Genomic DNA, 19,752 nt, shown 5'->3' with positions numbered 1-19,752 from the left:
GTTCTGATAAAAAATTTGAATACCTTATTTTTTATTTGAGCTACCTATTAACATAACTTTTGATTCAAATTCTTCTCTTGGTCCAAGTGATTTATTTTTAAGCTGAGAACGATAATTATAAATAGTCGATACAGAATAGCGTAAAAAGATTGCAATTTTTGCACTGTCTTTAATACCAAGACGAATTAGTGCAAAGATGCGCAATTCAGGAGTTAATAATTCACCGTGTTTTAGTTGAATACGTTCTTCTTTGTTCAATAATTCATAAAATTCTTCTACAAAATTTGGAAAAAGCTGTAAGAATGTTTCGTCAAAATTACTGTAAAACTCTTTTAATTCTTTCGCTATAAAATTCTTTGATTTGACGGTATTTATGAGTTCATTCATTTTCCCAGCAGTTGCCATAACATTTAATTTCTGGCTATATTCTTCTAATTTTCCTATATAATCTGAACATTGGTCCATATACCGACCGATGTATATTTCTTTTAATAAACTAGCTTCGGCAAGAGTTGTATTCGTTTGATTTAATTTCTCATTGAAAGCATTTAATTCTTTGTTTAATAAAGACATCTGCGCATTAGCTAAACTCAGATTTTCCTGAGCTTTTGCTAATTTTTTCATTTGTTTAAAAAGAAGTATTAAAGCACCTAATAAAAATAGTGATAATATACTTGCACTTATTAAAAACAAAACGAGTTGAGATCTATTAGTTTCATTTTTAGTCTCGTACGCTTCGTTTATGATGGGTAACATCTTTGAGATTTCGTAAGTTCTTAAGCGTGCATTACAAAAAAGAGCATCTTCTAAAGAACGTTTTGTATATTTATAGGCTCGATCAATATCTCCTTGATTGTATAAAATAATTGCTAATTTTCGTAATGAAATGTTTTCTTTTTTTACTAATTGTAAATCAGATATTGCCGAAATTGTTAACCATTTTTTTTGTTGTTCAATATTCTTTTTTAAAGAATAAACTTCCGAAATTATATAAGCAATAACTGCCCGATTGGGATCATTACCAGCTATTTTTGGAAAAAAATTAATGAGCTCATTTAGTGCTGCATCATACTTGCCAGAATCAATTCGTTTTTCAATATTATCTATAAAAAATTGTGGCGATTTTTCAGGAAAGTATAATAAGGATGAATCTCTATATCTTTTAGTTAGAGCTACATATTTTTCTTTTTCCTGAGCTGAAGTTGCATACTCTGACATGGAGCCATAAATAATTCGATGGGTCCAGAAATACGAGCCTTTTAATGTAGGTGAAGTTTTTATGTCAATTTCATAGAGTTTATCTATAGCCTCTTTGTACATGCCTAAAGTTCCCATTATCGAAGCAAAATTTAGTTTTACTTCATTTAATTTTTCAGGGTCTTTTAGGTTTTTAGCTGTCAACAAACCCTTTCTTACATATACTAATGCTGAATCTGATTGATAGGATTTATATTCATCATATAATTTACCGTAAAGCTCATATTGTTGATAATCAGAATTCTTATTTTTTAGAAGTTTTTTTAATCCATCTATTTTGGTTTCTTTCTGATTTAAATACAGTTGGTATTCCTTTACTGTTTTGTCTAATTCCTGTAATAACGAATCAAAGTTGCCTTGTCCAAAAAAGAGCATAGGAAATACTAAAGCTACAATCAACAACAAAATTTTATTCATTTCAGTTGAAAAAATAGTTTAAAATAATTAAAAAAATCATCGTATTTAGTTCAATAACAAGCTAATAAATGTAAATACTTTGAAAATTAAATTATTTATATTTTCATAAATTCAGCTACCGAATCGTTTGATATTTTTGGATTTGCCCCTTCGCTTTGTGCTACTAAAGCTCCCATCGCACAGGCAAAATCAATAGCATTTTGTGGGTCATTTCCAAGTAATAATTTAGCTAGTAAAGATGCTAAAAACGAATCTCCAGCACCTACGGTATCAATAACATTAATTTTATACCCGCTGTTATAGTATAGTTTTCCATCATAGTACAAAACAGCACCGTGATTACCTTTGGTTACACAAATATGTTTTGTGTTTGTTTTTTCAGAAATAAAGCGAATATTTTGCTCTAATGAATTGTACGGTGAGTTCATGTATTCACTAATTTCATATAACTCATCATCATTGAATTTTATAAAGTCAGCCTGCATCATTAAGTTAATAAGCAGTTCTTTAGTGTAAAAAGGAGCTCTTAAATTAACATCAAAAACAGTATATTTCGAATAATTTATTATTTCTAAAAGGGATTGATGCGAAACAGAGTCTCTGCATACAAGACTTCCAAAAATCAATGCATCTGCTTTTTTAACATTAATTTCATCTTCTGGAACACAAGCAATTTTATCCCAGGCAACTGGATAGTTAATGGTATAAGAGGCTGAACCTTTGCTGTCTAGTCTTACAATTACTTCACCAGTTGGGAATGTTTCGTCTATTTGAATGGATGAAGTATCTACATCATTTTCTTCAATAAATTGGATCAATTCTTTTCCTATTTCATCATTTCCTACTCGGCTAATAATTTGTGTATTTATGCCAAGTGAAGCCATACGAATAGCCACATTTAGTGGAGCTCCGCCTATTTTTCTATGTGTTGGGAAAACGTCATATAAAACTTCTCCGAAACAGATTACTTTTTTTGTCATAATTATTCGTTATTTGATAGACTTCCAGATAGTTCTTCTAATGTTCTTCCTTTGGTTTCTGGCATTTTGAAGAATACCCAAAGCAATTGGAAAACCATCATAATACAGAAAATACTAAACACTGTTGTTGTTCCAATTTGTTTAAATAAAAATGGAATAAAAGAAGGAATTAAAGCCGCTAATACCCAATGTACAGATGTTCCAAAAGAGGTTCCGGCTGCTCTTAGTTTATTAGGAAATAATTCAGAGATAAATACCCAGATTACAGCACCTTGTCCTATTGCGTGTGAAGCAATAAACAAGAAGAAAAATAAAGGAACTGCCATTCCTTTCCATTCGTAATAAAATGCAGTAGTTACTAATCCTAGAGAAATAATATATCCAACTGAACCAATATACATAAGGGTTTTTCTTCCGTATTTATCAATTAAAGAAATACCAATCATGGTAAATATTAAATTGATTACTCCAATTCCAATACTGCTCAAAAAAGAAGCTGATTTTTCTAAACCTGCTAATTCAAAAATACGTGGAGCATAATATAAAAATGCATTAATTCCTGAAAGTTGATTAAAAAACGCAATGAAAAAAGCTAATAACAATGGTTTTCTATATTTTTTCTTAAAAATTGATTCATCTTGTCCTTCGTGAGCCATTTCGCTTTCAATTGCCTTCATTTCTTGCTCAACTTGAGTATCACTATTGATTTGTTTCAATATAGAAATAGCTTTTTCACGGTCTTTTTTATACTCTAAAATCCAACGTGGACTTTCTGGAATTCCAAATACTAAAAGTGTGTAAATGAAAGAAGGGAAGGCTTGAATTCCTAACATCCATCTCCAAGAATTTTCTCCAATATCTTGTAAATAGTAGTTAGATGTAAAGGCCATAAGAATACCAAAAACAATGTTGAATTGATATAAAGCAACTAGTTTTCCTCTGTCTTTAGCTGGCGCAATCTCAGAAACATAGGTTGGAGCTGCAATAGTTGAGGCTCCGATTCCAATTCCTCCAATAAATCTAAAAATAGAAAAGAAAATAGGATCGTTTGCCATTGCAGTTCCTACTGAGGATATGAAAAATAATATACCAATAATTATCAATGTCTTTTTTCTTCCTAGAATATTGGTTGGATAAGCACCAAAAATAGCTCCAATAACAGTACCCCACAAAGCCGATGACATAACCACTAATCCGTGAAACAAATCAGAAGAACCCCATAATTGTTGTAGTTGTTTATCTGCACCTGAAATAACTACGGTGTCAAATCCAAATAAAAAGCCTGCCAATGCGACAATAATTGACCAATAAAGTATTTTTCTGTTGTTCATTTTTTTAGTTTTTTGTGGTTTTTAGTTAATCAATTTTGCAAAATATTATTTTTGCCAAATTCCTTTTATTTTATTTATTGTTAAGTTTGTTATCTCTTGATTTTCATCAGATTGTATGCTTAATTTAGTATATGGTTTTTTAGGAAATAGTTGTTCTGTAAAACTATATACACCTCCATTTATAAAAATTTCGATGGACGACCAATCTAAAATAATCTGATAATCGATAGCGACTGAAACTAAATTCGATACGCTTGTTTTGTGAATGTCTTTTGCAAACGTTTTTTCAAAATCAACAAAGCCAGAATGCTTTCTGTCAATAGAAAATATTTTTTGTTTAGAGTAATAATCAATTACAAGACTATCGTTTAAATCATTAGAAAAAACTAGTTTTAAATTCTGATTTTTGCTATTAAATCGTATAGATGATTGGTTTAAATAATCGTAGGTGAAATCTATTTTAGTTCCTTTTTTTATAGAAATCAAATCTTTTGAATATTCAGTAACTAATTGTTGTTTGAATTGTTCAATAGGGGTGCTTTTTAAGGTGTAATCTCCGTTTATTTTAGATAACGAAATTTCTCTTGGTAAAGTCATAGCGCTTCTCCAATTTTTGGTTGGCGTGTTTCGCGCATATAACCAATTGCTCATCCAGCCTATAAAAATTCGTTTACTATCAGGAGTATTGTTATAAGTTACACCAGCATAATTATCTGTACCGTAATCAATCCACTTGATGTCTTTTTGATTGGTTTTGAATGTTTTCCCATCATAATCTCCAATAAAGTATTGGGTTCCAGATCCTCCATTCGGGGCTCCTGGGTTGATGCTGATTAACAAAACCCATTTTTCTTCTTTAGAACCTTCTACTTTTAATTTGAATATATCAGGACATTCCCAAACACCACCATGAGCCCCAGTATTTTTTCCGAACTCACTTTGTAATTTCCAATCCGTTAGATTTTTGGAAGTATAAAACTGTGCTCGATCTCCAGCTACTAAGACTAAGTCCCACTCTTTAGTTGTTTCATTCCAAAACACTTTTGGGTCCCTAAAATCTTTTAGTTCTGGATTTTTTATAATTGGATTTCCATCGTATTTTTTCCAAGTTTCACCCTCGTCTAAACTGTAGGCCAGTCCTTGAGATTGGGTATTGATTTTTCCTGCTTTTTCAATATCCATATTATGGTAGGTAAAAATAGCAACCATTGGTGGATTTTCTTTTGTACCTAATCCAGAAGTGTTATTGATATCTATAACAGCACTTCCTGAAAAAATGAGACCTAATTTGTCTGGGAATAATGCAATTTTTTTATGTTTCCAGTGGATTAAGTCGGTACTTGTAGCATGTCCCCAATGCATTGGTCCCCATACTATATCGTTAGGATAATATTGATAAAATAAATGATAAATTCCTTTATAATAAACCATACCGTTAGGGTCATTCATCCAATGTTTTTCTGGAGAAAAGTGAAATTGTGGGCGAAATGGTTCTTTGTAATAAACTGTCGAATCAACTGAAATTTTTTCAGAAGTTGGAATTGTAATAGCTGTTTCACTTTCTTTTTTACATGAAAACAACAACAATATAAGTTGTAAAGCACTTACTTTTACTATTTTATTCCATTTATAAGTCATAATGCTTAATTGATTAATTAAATTTCAGCCTCTAAAAATAGAATATTTTTTTTAATAAATTTTCATACCTAAATCGATAACGTTTTCGAAATTACGAAAACGTTGTCGATAATGATTTTCGTCTAGTTAGACGAATAAATTACTTTTTGAAAAATAATTAACATAAGTTTGGAAACTTTATAAATTTATAAAATTATGATCTCAAATTTAAAAAAATTAGTATTTATGTTAGCAGTATGCCCAGCTGCTTTCGGTCAAACTAAATCAGATGAATGGCATTTGTTTGCAAACTCTAGAGAAAATTATTTTGGTGTTGCAATGGCTAATGGACAAATAGGAATTGTTACTGATGACACACCACTGAAAACAAAAGAAATTATTTTAAATGGTGTTTATGACGGTAGTCCTGAAAATGGTATTAGTAGAATTGTTCGAGGGATAGAATTTTTGAATCTTCATTTGAGTATTAATAATGAAGAAATAAAATCAAACAATATTGACAATTGGAGTCAAGTTATTTCGATGAAAGAGGGATTAAGTACAACTTCATTTTCATTCAAAGATTATGCAAGTATTAATTACACAATTTTAGCCAATAGAGCGATTCCGTTTTCAGCTATGGCAATTGTAGAAATCACTCCTAAAAAAGACATCGAAATAACAGCTAATAATTATATGGTAGTTCCTGATGAATTAAAAAACGCAAAAAGCCAATATCGCGTTTTGAAGGACAATCAATATATGATGCCGGTTTTTGGTACAACTGCTAAAACTCTGAATGGGAAATATACAATTGCTGCATCTACAACATTTCTTTTTGATGGACAAAATGAAACTTTGAAACAAACAGGTGGTGAGGTTGGTTTTTCTAAAAAATTATTAAAAGGCAAAAAATATCGTTTTGCAGTTGCGGGAGGGATTTGTACTTCAAAAGATGTTACGGATCCATTGAACGAATCAGAAAGACAACCAATCTATGCTTTGCAAGAAGGAATAGATAAATTGTTGAATCGCCACAAACAAGCTTGGGCTGAATTATGGAATACTGGAGATATTCAGATTGAAGGTGATCTTGATGCACAACAACGCGTTCGTTTTGCTTTGTATAATTTATATTCCTATATACGACCTGAAACTAGACAGAGTGTTGCTCCTATGGGATTGTCCTCTCAGGGATATAATGGACATATTTTTTGGGATAGTGAACTTTGGATGTATCCAACACTTTTGGCTTTACAACCCGATATGGCTAAATCTTGTTTAGATTACCGTTCAGACCGTTTGGAAAAAGCCAAACAAAAAGCAACTATTTATGGCTATAAAGGAGCTATGTATCCATGGGAATCAGATGATACTGGAGAAGAGGCAACGCCAACATGGGCTTTGACAGGAATTTTTGAACAACATATTACGGCAGATGTGTCAATTGCATTTTGGAACTACTATACCTATACACAAGATAAGTCTTGGTTGAAAAAAGAATGGAATGTATTAAAAGAAACAGCTGATTTCTGGGTAAGTCGTGTTGTTAAGAATCAAGATGGAACTTTTTCTATTCTGAATGTTGTAGGTGCAGATGAATATGCACAGCATGTTGATGATAATGCTTTTACAAATGCATCTGCTATTGAAGCTTTGAAAAATACTATCAAGGCAGCAACAATTTTGAATGAGCCGATTAATTCAAAATGGGTTGAAGTCTCTAATAAATTAATTATTCATACTGAAAATGGAATTACTCAAAACTATAGAGGATACCAGGGACAAATGATTAAACAAGCTGATGTTAATTTATTAGCTTATCCTTTACACATAATTACCGAAAGAGCTCAAATAGAAAAAGATTTAGAATATTACACTGAAAAAATTGATAAAAAAGATGGACCAGCTATGGCTTCGGGAGTTTTATCTGTTTTATATGCTAGGCTGGGAGACAAAGAGAAGGCGTATAATTATTTTGTAAAATCTTATTTACCAAATAGTCGTCCTCCTTTTGGGGTGTTTTCAGAATCAGCAAATAGTAGTAATCCTTATTTTGCTACTGGTGCAGGTGCAATGCTTCAAGCTGTTATTTACGGTTTTGGAGGAGTTGAACAAACAGATTCAGGATTGAAATACAATAAAGGTTTGTTGCCTAAAAAGTGGAAATCTTTAAAAATAATTGGAATTGGAGTTGATAATAAAACAATTACAATAGAATAAGAATTGAAATAAGGCTTTTTTTTGCCATGAATAATTTAGATTGTAATTCTGTTAAATAAATCAGAATTACAATCTAAATTATTCATGGTTTTTTTGTTTTTATTAGGAAAGAAAAATAATTTTTTCAAATAAGAGTTTTTGATTTTTTTTATCAAAAATGTTTTTTTTCAACACTTTCACCATCGAGTGTATTAAAAAGCTGAGATTAAATATGCTCAAAATGTTGATTTAATACTGAAAGAATAATATCGATGAAGGATTCGTAATATTTTTTTACAAATGAGGGTTATTTTGGTAAAAATTCAAACTATTATGAATCAAAAAACCATAATATATACATAATGTGTTTTTTTAAGTTGCTTTTTTTATGTTTAATATAATTTTAGTATTAATTTTTTAAGGTATTAATTTTTAAATCGAAAACGTTTTCGGGCTATCGAAAACGATATAGTTTGTTAATTCTTAAATTTATCATAAAATTAATATTATGTTTGGCATTAATATTTAAAACAAACCATTTAAACAAATTATTAACCAACTTATTTATTACGTATGAAAAATAGTCTACTTAAAGGCTTGATGGTGTTTCTAACCATGCTATGTACTAGTTTGACCTATTCGCAAGATGTGTCAGGTACGGTGTCAGATTCTAGTGGTCCACTTCCAGGGGCTTCTATATTGGTAAAAGGAACAACTAACGGAGCGCAAACTGATCTTGATGGAAAATTTACTATCAAAAATGTTGGCTCAAACGCAGTTTTAGTTTTTAGTTACATTGGTCTTAAAAGTCAAGAAGTAAATGTAGCAGGAAGAAGTAACGTTAGTGTTACTTTAAAAGAAGATTCAAAAGAATTAAAAGAAGTAGTCGTTATCGGTTACGGTTCTGTTAAGAAAAAAGATGCAACTGGTGCAGTTGATCAAATTGGATCAAAAAGTTTTGACAATGTAGCTTCACCTTCTCCTGCTCAATTATTAAGAGGAAAAGTTGCAGGTGTACAAGTTACTCAGTCAAGCGGTGAGCCAGGTGGTGGAGTTGCTATTAGAGTACGTGGTAATACATCTATTCGTTCAGGTAACGGACCACTTATCGTAATTGATGGTGTGCCTTTGGACGGTGGTAACGTAGCTGCAGGTGGAGATAACTTGTTAGGAGCGTCTTCTGCAAGAAACCCATTGAACTTTGTTAACCAAAATGACATAGAAAGTATCAGTGTTTTGAAAGATGCATCTTCTACAGCTATCTACGGTTCTCGTGGAGCTAATGGTGTAATCGTTATTACTACTAAAAAAGGAAAATCTAAAGAACCACAATTGTCTTACAACACTTCTGTACAGTTCAGTAAAATGGCTGGAGATTTCAATGTAATGACTCCAGATCAATTCGTTGCTGCAGGTGGTGATGATAAAGGATCAAGAAGCTACAACTGGAAAGATGCAGTTTTGCGTAACGGTTTTGCTACTAATCATGATTTATCTTTTACTAAATCTACAGAGAACTCTAATACAAGAATCTCTTTAGGAGCTAGTAATACTAATGGTATTGTTAAAAATACAGGTTTAGATAAATATTCTGCTACAGTTTATAATTCAAATGACTTCTTCGGAGGAGCTTTGAAAGTAGAAGAAAGAATTATGTATGCTTCATTGAAAGATGAAACTACTATCTTGTCTAATGATGCTGGTTACATTGGAAACATTATCGGTACTGCTTTGTATTGGAATCCAACTTTGCCAATTTATAACACAGATGGTTCATACCACGTTGTAAGTAATACTTACTTGAATCCAGTACAATTATTGAATTCTTACAAAGATTTTACAAACACAAATAAATTTTTAGGAAGTATCAATACTACTTGGAAAATTAATAGCCACTTGAAATATCAATTCTTATTTGGTATTGAAAGTTCTAACTCAAGCAGAAAAAGCCAATTGTTACCAACAATGGACATTCAAAATGTAGCGCAAGCTTCAGTTCCTGGATCTTCAGCTGTAAAACATGGTCAAGCTTCAATAAATTCACAAAATAAATTTAATAAAACTTTCGAGCATACATTAAATTATAATAATGACTTTAGTGATAACTTTAACTTAGATGCATTAGTTGGTTATTCTTACTATGACTACAATGCTGATGGTAATTCATCTATCGGTAAAGGTTATGATATGGCTCAAACAAACTTGATTGACAATATCGAGGGAGGTCTTCAAAATGAATTCAGAGTTTACTCTTACAGAAACAGAACTGAATTACAGTCTTATTTCGCAAGGATTAATGCAACATTATACAAAAAATTAATTCTTACAGGAACTATGCGTTCTGATGGTTCTACTAAACTAGGAAAAAATAATAAATACGATTATTTCCCATCTGTAGGTATTGCTTACAAAGTTGTTGAGGATAAAGAAGGTTTAGTTAACAGTGTAAAATTAAGAGGAAACTACGGTATTACTGGTAACCAAGAATTTGCTCCTAACTCAGCTATTGCTAGAGGTGCTTACGGATTGAACGGAACTTTAGGATTAGATAATAATGCTAACGAGAACTTGAAATGGGAAACTACTAAATCTTATGGTGTAGGTACTGATTTTGAATTAATCAATAATAGATTAACTGGATCTGTGGATTATTTCCATAAAGATACTAAAGATTTGATTTCTCCAGTTCCTGCTGCGTCTTCTCAACCAGGTCCTCCATCTCCACGTAATACAAACCTTAAAGGAAATATTATTACTAAAGGTATCGAGGTTTCTTTGAGCTATAAAGTAATCAATAAAGAAGATTTTACTTGGGATGTATCAGGTAATGCTTCATTCTTAAGCAACAAATTAGAAAACTTCCCTGGATTTATTTCTACAGGTGGAATAAACGGTCAAGGTTTATCAGGAGCTTACGCTCAAGTATTGACTAACAACAAACCACTTTACACCTACTACATGTACGAGTGGAGAGGATATGATGCTAATGGAAATTCTATTTATGCTGATGCTGCTGGTAACGATACAGGTTTAGGTACTGCTGCTAAAGTATTATTGAATAAACAACCATTACCAAAAATCAATGTTGGTTTCAATACAAACTTTACATACAAAAACTTTGACTTAGGAGCTTCATTCTATGGTGCTTTCGGTCATTACATCTACAACAACACAACGAATGCATATTTCTTTAAAGGAGCATTCTTAGGTGGTAGAAACGTAACTGAAGAAGCTGCAACTTCTCCACAAGCACAAGGAGATCCTAACTCACCTTCTACTAAATATTTAGAAAAAGGAGATTTCTTAAGAATGGGTAACCTAACTTTTGGATATACAGTTAAAGGTTCTATTTTGGATAAATTTAAAATGTCTTCAGCAAGATTATATGTAAATGCTTCTAATTTATTTATAATCACGAAATATTCAGGTTCAGATCCAGAGGTTGATACTGATAAATCTTTGAATGGAGTGCCTTCAGCTGGTATGGAGTACTTATCATATCCAAGAGACAAAAGTGTATCTGTTGGTCTTAACGTAACATTTTAATTAAAAAGAACAATGAAAAGAAATAATATTATAAAAAGCATCTTTTTTGTAGGTACAATGGTTTTAGGAGTAAGTTGTACTAATTTAGATGAAGAAGTATTAGATGGTGTTGTTATATCTAATACAGGTGGAGGAACAATAAATACAGCTTCACTGTTGACAAGTGCTTATGAAGGATTAAGAGGCTTTGAAACTCAAGGGCAAATGTTTGCTTTAGACGAAATGTCAGGAGATGCTTTAGTTGGGCCAACACGTGGAGGAGACTGGGATGATAATGCTACATGGAGACAAATCCACGTACATACTTGGGCTCCTGATCACAACGAGGTTAAAAATGCTTGGAATACTCTATTGTCTCAAGTGTACAACTGTAACTTAGTTATTGAAAACGGTAGTGGTTCTGAGGTTACTCAAGCACGTTTTTTAAGAGCTTTCTATTACTATAATGTAATCGATTTGTTTGGACAAGTTCCTTACAGAGAGGCAGGATCTAAATTGACTGACGATCCTAAAGTATGGTCTAGAACTGAAGCTACTGAATTTGTAATTAGTGAATTAGAGGCTATAGTTTCTTCATTGCCTGCTAGAACAGCTGGTGATGCAAGTATTGCTAATGCTGATGCTGCTCACTTTTTGTTAGCTAAATTATACTTAAACAAAGGTGTATTTGAAGCTGCTGATGCTGCAGGTCCTTATACATTTGCTGCTGCAGACATGACTAAAGTTGTTACTAATGTTGATGCAATCAGTAGTTCTTTATCTTCAGATTATTGGGATAACTTTAAGCCTACTAATAATACATCACCAGAGATTTTATTCTCTTCTAAGAATGTACAAGGTGGTGCAGGTGGAGGAATTCAATACCACTGGAGAATGGGTATGCACTACAATCAAACTCCTGATGGATGGAATGGTTTTGCTATAGTATCTGAATACTATAATAAATTTAATCCAAATGATAGACGTATCAAAAATGCTGATTCAGATATCATCACTAATTTTGGTAACCCAGTAGGTATGCAAGTAGGTCAAATGTACAAACCAGGTGGTTTAATTGCATTAAAAGACAGAAATGGAAATCCATTAGTTTATACTCCTGCAATCACTTTGATTACTAGTGGAGCTACATTAGAAACTGCAGGTATTAGAATGGAAAAATATATTCCAGATGCTGCTAACTTAGGTACTCCGAATAATGATTTTGTATTCATGAGATATTCTGATGCATTATTAATGAAAGCAGAAGCTATCTTAAGAGGTGGTTCAGGTTCAATAGGTACTATCATGACTGATATTGCTGCAAGATCTGGACAAGCTGCTTCGCCAGCTACTCTTGATGGAGTATACCTTGAAAGAGGGAAAGAATTATGGTTAGAAGGATGGAGAAGAAATGACATGGTTCGTTTTGGAACATTCTTAGCTGCTAGAGAATTGAAACCTTATGTATCTGATTCTAGATATGTTTTGTTCCCAATTCCATCTGATGCATTATTCAATCCAAATCTTACACAAAATCCTGGATACTAAGATATTGTTAAGTTAATTATGTTTTGAGTTAGTTTAAAGAGGGTATTTATTACCCTCTTTATCTTTTTATATAAGTCCCATTCTTCTTTTTTTATATAAGAGTAAAAAATATTTTATTTCAATAAATTGAACTCTTTTTTATTCTCACAAATAATAGATAAAATCTCTATTTTTTAACGTTTTCCACTCTGCTTTATTAGTTGTTTTATTTTTTTATATAATCAATATTACATAAATTGGCATGCTCTAATTACCTAATCAAATAGTATTTAAATATGTTTAATCGTATTATTTTATTTTTCTTTTTTCTACTTTTTTTTACTAATTGTTCTAATGAAAATTTAGAAAATAAAGACTCTTTATTCTCCAAACTAGATGCATCCGAAACTGGAATTAATTTCCAAAATGAAGTCAAAAACGGAGAAAACATGAATATCTTTAAATACCGAAATTTTTATAATGGAGGTGGTGTTGCTATTGGGGATATTAATAATGATGGATTATCGGATATCTATTTCACATCTAATCTTGGTACTAATAAATTATATCTTAATAAAGGAAATTTTAAATTTGAAGATATTACTAAAAAAGCCGGAGTTGGAGGAACTAAAATTTGGTCTACTGGAGTTGTTATGGTAGATATAAATGCAGATGGTTTACTCGATATTTATGTTTGTAATGCAGGAAATAGTAAAGGAGGACAACAAAATAATGAGCTTTTTATTAATAATGGGAACAATACATTTACTGAAAAAGCCCAAGAATATAATTTAGCAGATACTGGAATTACTACACACGCAGCATTTTTTGACTATGATAAAGATGGTGATTTAGATGTGTATATTTTAAATAATAGCTTTATTCCAGTAAGTAGTCTTAATTATTCTAACAAAAGAGAGTTAAGAGATAAAGATTGGGATGTAGCAGACATTCTTAAAGGTGGAGGTGATAAATTATTGCGTAATGATAATGGAAAGTTTACGGATGTAAGCGAAGCTTCAGGTATTTATGGGAGTCTTATTGGTTTTGGACTTGGAGTTACTGTAGGAGATGTTAATGGGGATCTTTATCCGGATATTTATATTTCTAATGACTTTTACGAAAGAGATTATTTGTATATAAATAATAAAAACGGAACGTTTACAGAGCAAATTCAAAATTGGACATCTCATATTAGTCAGTCTTCAATGGGAGCAGATATGGCGGATATTAATAATGATGGTAAAGCAGATATTTTTGTAACAGATATGTTGCCTGAGCCTGATGAACGTTTAAAAACTACTACTACATTTGATAATTATGATTTATTTACTAGAAAATTAAATCTTGATTTTTACAATCAATACATGCAAAATACGTTGCAGCTAAATAATGGAAGCGATCAATTTCTAGAGATTGCTAATTATGCTGGCGTAGCTAAAACTGATTGGAGTTGGGGAGCATTATTATTTGACATGGATAATGATGGTTATAAGGATATATATGTTTGTAATGGAATTTATCATGACTTAACAAATCAAGATTTCATGGACTTTTTTGCTAATGATATCATGCAAAAAATGGTGATTACTGGTAAGAAAGAAGAAATAGAGACTATCATTAATAAAATGCCAAGTACTCCTATTTCTAATTATGCATTTAAAAATAATAAAGACGCTACCTTTAGTAATGAAGCTCAAAAATGGGGATTAGACACTCCAAGTTTTTCTAATGGAGCTGCTTATGGTGATTTAGATAATGATGGAGATTTAGATTTAATTGTGAACAACGTTAATATGGAAGCGTTTGTTTATAAAAATAATTCTGAGAAAAATAAAAACAACCACTTTGTAAAAGTGAAACTTAAAGGAGATAACCAAAATAAATTTGCCTTAGGAAGTATAGTTGAATTATTTTCTGGTAGTGAAATCATTAAGCAAGAATTGATTCCGTCAAGAGGTTTCCAATCATCCATTGATTATGTGATGACTTTTGGAATTGGGACAAAGAAAATAGATTCTTTACAAGTGATTTGGCCAAATGGTAAATTTCAAACCATTAATAAAGTTGTAAAAGATAAAACAATCAACTTGAATATAGCTGATGCTAAGTTAAATTATGTTCCTAAAAAAACAGTTTCAAAATCAATTTTTTCTGAAAAGAAAGCTTCTTTTTTAGCGCATAAAGAAAATGATTATATTGACTTTGATTATGAAGGATTAATTTCAAAAATGCTTTCTCAAGAAGGTCCAGCCCTTGCTATTGCAGATATCAATGGAGATGGTAATGAGGATTTTTTCATTGGCGGAGCAAAAGGACAATCTGCTAAAGTATATATTAATAAAGGAAACGGAAATTATGCTGTTACAGCTCAAAAAGACTTAGATGTGGATGCTAATTTTGAAGATACTGCTGCTAGTTTTTTTGATGCCGATAATGATGGCGATCAAGATTTATTAGTTGGATCTGGTGGAAATGAAAAAACAGATCAAGCAAATTATAAAAATCGTTTGTATTTGAATAATGGAAAAGGAATATTTGTAAAAAGTAAAGTTAGTATACCTACAACAAATAATAATGTTTCTGTAATTGCACCTAATGATTTTGATAACGATGGTGATATTGATGTGTTTGTGGGTAGCCGAAGCGTTCCAGGAGTTTATGGTATAGACCCTAAACATTTATTATTAGAGAATGATGGGAAAGGTAATTTCACTAATGTAATTGATAAAAAAGCCTTTAAAGTAAATGCTGTAGGGATGATAACTGATGCAGTTTGGGAAGATATTGATAATGATTCCAAAAAAGATTTAATTCTTGTAGGAGATTGGACTGCTCCTATGATTTTCAAAAATACAGGACGTAGATTGACAGAATTTAAATCTAATCTTACAGATTTTCATGGGTTTTGGAATGCGGTTAGTTGTGTTGATTTGAATAATGACGGTAAAAAAGATTTGGTTTTAGGCAATAAAGGAACAAATACATCTTACAAAGCAACTAAATCTAATCCGATGAAATTGTTTACTAATGACTTTGATAACAATGGAACAATTGAACAAATAACTACTCGAGATATTGAAGGTAGAGATTTACCGATAAACCTGAAGCAAGAATTGGCAAAACAAATCCCATCAATTAAAAAGAAAAATTTGAGTTATGCGGATTATTCTAAAAAGACCTTTCAAGAATTATTTGCACAAGAGGTTGTTGATAATTCTATTCAAAAAACAGCCAATATTCAAGAAAGCGTAGTTGCTATTAATAAAGGAAATGGTCAATTCGAAATTAAAGTACTTCCTAAAGAAGTTCAATTTTCTTGTGTCAATACTATTTTAACAATGGATGTGAATAATGATGGAATTTTGGATTTAATTCTAGGTGGAAACCAATATGAATTCAAACCTCAATTTTCAAGATTAGATTCAAATTATGCAAGTGTACTTTTAGGAAATAGCAAAGGTAATTTTTCATGGCTTCCTTATGCTAAATCTGGTTTCTTCATTAGAGGAGAAGTTAAACAACTTAAAACAATTAAAGAAAAAAATAAAGGAGTATCAATTATAGCAGCTATAAATAATAATGCTCCAAAAATATTTAAACGCAATGAATAAATTTTTTAGAATAGGACTAGCTTCATTGCTACTTATAGGATGTTCCAAAAAAGAAGGACAATTATTCGAGAAATTATCTTCTGATGAGAGTAATATTACTTTTAACAATCAATTATTAGAATCAAAAAACATATCCATTTTAGATTATCTATATTATTACAATGGGGGTGGAGTAGCGCTTGGTGATATTAATAATGACGGATTGGTTGATATTTATTTCACCTCAAATCAAGGTAAAAATAAATTATACCTGAATAAAGGGGCTAATAAATTTGAGGATATTACTGCAAAAGCAGGAGTTGAAGGGCAAAGTGATTGGAACTCAGGTACAATAATGGCGGATGTTAACGGAGACGGATTTTTAGATATTTATGTTTGTGCAGTAGTTGGAATTAATGGTTTTGAAGGAAAAAATGAATTGTTTATTAATAATAAAGATAATACGTTTACCGAAAGCGCTGCTGAATATGGATTAGATCTTGATAATTACAGTTCTTCAGCTGCATTTTTAGATTATGATTTAGATGGTGATTTAGACATGTATTTGTTAAATCATGCTGTTCATTCAGAATTATCTTTCGGGAATGCCAATATTAGAAATAAAAGAAGCTATGAATGTGGAGATAAATTATTCCGAAATGATAATGGAAAATTTGTTGATGTAAGCGAAAAAGCAGGAATTTTTGGAGGTGCAAATGGATATGGATTAGGTTTAGCTGTTTCAGATTTTAATCTAGATGGATACCCAGATATTTATGTTTGTAATGATTTTCATGAAGATGATTATTACTATCTTAATAATGGTGATGGGACTTTTTCAGAAAGTTTAAAAAGCCACTTTGGTCATACTAGCCGATTCTCAATGGGTGTTGATGTAGCGGATGTTAATCATGATGGTTTTCCAGATATAATGACTTTGGATATGCTTCCAGAGGACGAAAAAGTATTGAAATCATCATTAGGAGATGACAATACTCAAATGCTTAAAATGAGAACAGAAAAACTGGGATACCATTATCAGTATACCAGAAACATGTTACAATTAAATCAAGATGGGAATCATTTTACAGAAACTGCATTGTTAAGTGGTGTAGCTGCAACTGACTGGAGCTGGAGTACTTTGTTTGCAGATTATGATCAAGATGGTGAACAAGATATTTTTGTTTGTAACGGAATTCCGAAACGTCCAAATGATTTAGATTATGTAAAATATTATTCAAATGATCAAATCAAGAGTAAAATTAATTCAACAAAACTTTTAGATAAAGAAGCGTTGAAAAGAATGCCAAAAGGCAATGTAAGTAATTATGTTTTTCAAGGTTCAAAAGATTTAGAATTTAAAAATCGTTCTAATGATTGGATTGAAAATGACTCGATTATTTCTAATGGTAGCGGTTATGCTGATTTAGATAATGACGGAGATTTAGATGTAGTTACTAATAATTTGAATAATATTGCATCTGTTTATATTAACAAAACGGATAAAAAATCGAACTACCTTAAATTGAAGTTGCAATTTGTAGGAAAAAATACATTTGGAATTGGATCCAAAGTAATTTCATATTCTAAAGGGAAAAAACAATTTAAAGAACTTCAAACTACAAGAGGTTTTCAATCTTCATCTGAACCAATGATTCATTTTGGATATGGAAAAACAACTTCTGTGGATTCGATAGTGGTAATTTGGCCTGATAAAACATCTCAAACACTAAAGAATATTAAAACAAATCAAACGCTTACTATAAATGCAAGTAATACTAGAAAAGCGTTTGATTATAGAAAATTACATCCTGCAGTTTTACCAATTTTTAAAAAGGTAGAAACAGGATTAGGAATTGATTTCATGAATCAAGAAAATGATTATATTGATTTTTTAGCACAAAAATTAATCCCATACCAGCGTTCTGATAGAAGTGCTGCAACAGCAATTGGAGATTTAAACGGTGATGGGAAAGAAGATATTTTCTTTGGTGGATCTAGAGGTAAAAAAGCGGCTGTTTATATCCAAAATAAAACTGGATTTACTAAAAAACTAGTTTCTGAAATAGAGAAAGATTCTGTTTTTGAAGATGCTTCAGCGGTAATTGGAGATTTTAATAATGATAGAATAAATGACTTGTATGTAGCTTCAGGTGGTGGCGAAAATGCATCTAATTTACAAGATAGGTTGTACTTAAATAGCAACAATCAATTTTTAAAGAGCGCATCGCCTAAACTAACCCAAAATGCATCCGTTGTAAAAGCCTTTGACTATGATAAAGATGGTGATTTAGATCTTTTTGTAGGGAATAATTCTTTAAATAATAGATTCGGAAGTATGCCAGATTGTTATTTGTTAAATAATAATAAAGGGGTATTTACTATCGTTGAAAGTCAGACATTTTCAAAAATAGGAATGGTAACTGATGCCGTATTTAATGATTTTAATAAAGATGGAAAAATCGATATTATTGTTGTTGGAGAATGGATGAAACCAACTTTTTTTGCTAATAAAAACGGAAAATTCTCTAATGTAACCGAAACTGTTTTTCCAGAAAAGAGCAATGGGTTGTGGCAATCTGTAATGCCGTTTGATATTGATCATGATGGTGATGAAGATTATTTAGTTGGGAACTGGGGAATGAATTCAAAATTCAAAGCCTCACAAGATTTCCCTATGAAAATGTATTATGATGACTTTGATACCAATGGATCTTTTGAAACTATTGTTGCAATCGAAAAGAAAGGTCAATATTATACCACAATGGGACTGGATGAATTAGCAGAACAATTTAGTGGGATGTTAAAGAAAAAATTTAATAGCTATAAGTCATTTGCAGGTAAAACACTTGAAGAAGTTTTTGATCCAAAAATGCTTGAAAAAGGTAAACTTTTTGAAGTTGATAATTTGAAATCAGGGTATTTGAAAAATGATAATGGAAAATTTACTTTCGTGCCATTTTCAAATAAAATGCAAGTTGCTCCAATTACTTGTTTTGTAAAATCTAATTTTGATTCAGATGCAAAAGAAGAAGTTTTTGTAGCTGGAAATTATTTTGGAGTATCTCCATATCATAGTCGATTTGATGGTTTTTCGGGTGCTTTAATCAAAAATGAAAAAACAATATTTTTGGGTAATCAGATTGGAATAGATTTAACTCAGAAAGCAGTTAGACATATGGATATTGTCAATTTTAATGGTAAAAAATATCTTTTGATTACCATTAATAATAAAAAAGTGGAATTATACGAAATGCCTACAGCTAAGAACTAATTTGAAGAATACTACAAACAAAACTATAA

The 19,752-nt window shown here is 31.1% G+C and carries 9 protein-coding genes; 5 read left to right on the top strand and 4 right to left on the bottom strand.

The window, feature by feature from the left end; all coding sequences use genetic code 11:
• Nucleotides 1-24: 24 nt before the first annotated feature.
• The 4 genes from C8C88_RS04295 to C8C88_RS04280 all read right to left on the bottom strand — a co-directional run bounded on the left by C8C88_RS04295 (nucleotide 25) and on the right by C8C88_RS04280 (nucleotide 5,623).
• Nucleotides 25-1,674, bottom strand: a complete 1,650-nt coding sequence (locus tag C8C88_RS04295) for a DUF6377 domain-containing protein (RefSeq protein WP_121336931.1) — start codon at nucleotides 1,672-1,674, stop codon at nucleotides 25-27.
• Between the two features lie 95 nt (nucleotides 1,675-1,769).
• The gene (locus C8C88_RS04290; RefSeq protein ID WP_121336930.1) at nucleotides 1,770-2,654 is read right to left on the bottom strand and encodes a carbohydrate kinase; all 885 of its coding nucleotides are present in this window, start codon (nucleotides 2,652-2,654) and stop codon (nucleotides 1,770-1,772) included.
• A gap of 2 nt (nucleotides 2,655-2,656) precedes the next feature.
• Nucleotides 2,657-3,985 (bottom strand): sugar porter family MFS transporter, encoded by a 1,329-nt coding sequence (locus C8C88_RS04285; protein WP_121336929.1) that lies wholly within the window; start codon nucleotides 3,983-3,985, stop codon nucleotides 2,657-2,659.
• 45 nt (nucleotides 3,986-4,030) lie between these two features.
• On the bottom strand, nucleotides 4,031-5,623 hold the full coding sequence (locus C8C88_RS04280) for a glycoside hydrolase family 32 protein (protein WP_121336928.1): 1,593 nt from the start codon (nucleotides 5,621-5,623) through the stop codon (nucleotides 4,031-4,033).
• A gap of 225 nt (nucleotides 5,624-5,848) precedes the next feature.
• On the opposite strand from C8C88_RS04280, the gene C8C88_RS04275 reads away from it, so the two are divergent.
• The 5 genes from C8C88_RS04275 to C8C88_RS04255 all read left to right on the top strand — a co-directional run bounded on the left by C8C88_RS04275 (nucleotide 5,849) and on the right by C8C88_RS04255 (nucleotide 19,723).
• A complete protein-coding gene (locus C8C88_RS04275) occupies nucleotides 5,849-7,825 on the top strand; it encodes a glycoside hydrolase family 65 protein (RefSeq protein WP_233549310.1) in 1,977 nt (658 codons plus the stop codon).
• A 552-nt stretch (nucleotides 7,826-8,377) separates the two neighbouring features.
• Entirely contained in the window at nucleotides 8,378-11,350 is a 2,973-nt protein-coding gene (locus C8C88_RS04270) for a SusC/RagA family TonB-linked outer membrane protein (RefSeq protein ID WP_233549309.1), read from the top strand.
• Nucleotides 11,351-11,362: 12 nt separating this feature from the next.
• A complete protein-coding gene (locus C8C88_RS04265) occupies nucleotides 11,363-12,877 on the top strand; it encodes a RagB/SusD family nutrient uptake outer membrane protein (RefSeq protein ID WP_121336926.1) in 1,515 nt (504 codons plus the stop codon).
• A 275-nt stretch (nucleotides 12,878-13,152) separates the two neighbouring features.
• Nucleotides 13,153-16,470, top strand: coding sequence for a VCBS repeat-containing protein (locus tag C8C88_RS04260; protein WP_121336925.1), 3,318 nt, complete (start codon nucleotides 13,153-13,155; stop codon nucleotides 16,468-16,470).
• Nucleotides 16,463-19,723 (top strand): VCBS repeat-containing protein, encoded by a 3,261-nt coding sequence (locus tag C8C88_RS04255; RefSeq protein WP_121338563.1) that lies wholly within the window; start codon nucleotides 16,463-16,465, stop codon nucleotides 19,721-19,723. The genes C8C88_RS04260 and C8C88_RS04255 overlap by 8 nt, the downstream gene beginning before the upstream one ends.
• Nucleotides 19,724-19,752: the final 29 nt, after the last annotated feature.

Source organism: Flavobacterium sp. 123 (genome assembly GCF_003634825.1).
In the GTDB taxonomy this organism is placed as follows: domain Bacteria; phylum Bacteroidota; class Bacteroidia; order Flavobacteriales; family Flavobacteriaceae; genus Flavobacterium.
Note: the sequence above shows the minus strand (reverse complement) of the source record. Positions and strands in the feature narration are given on the sequence as shown.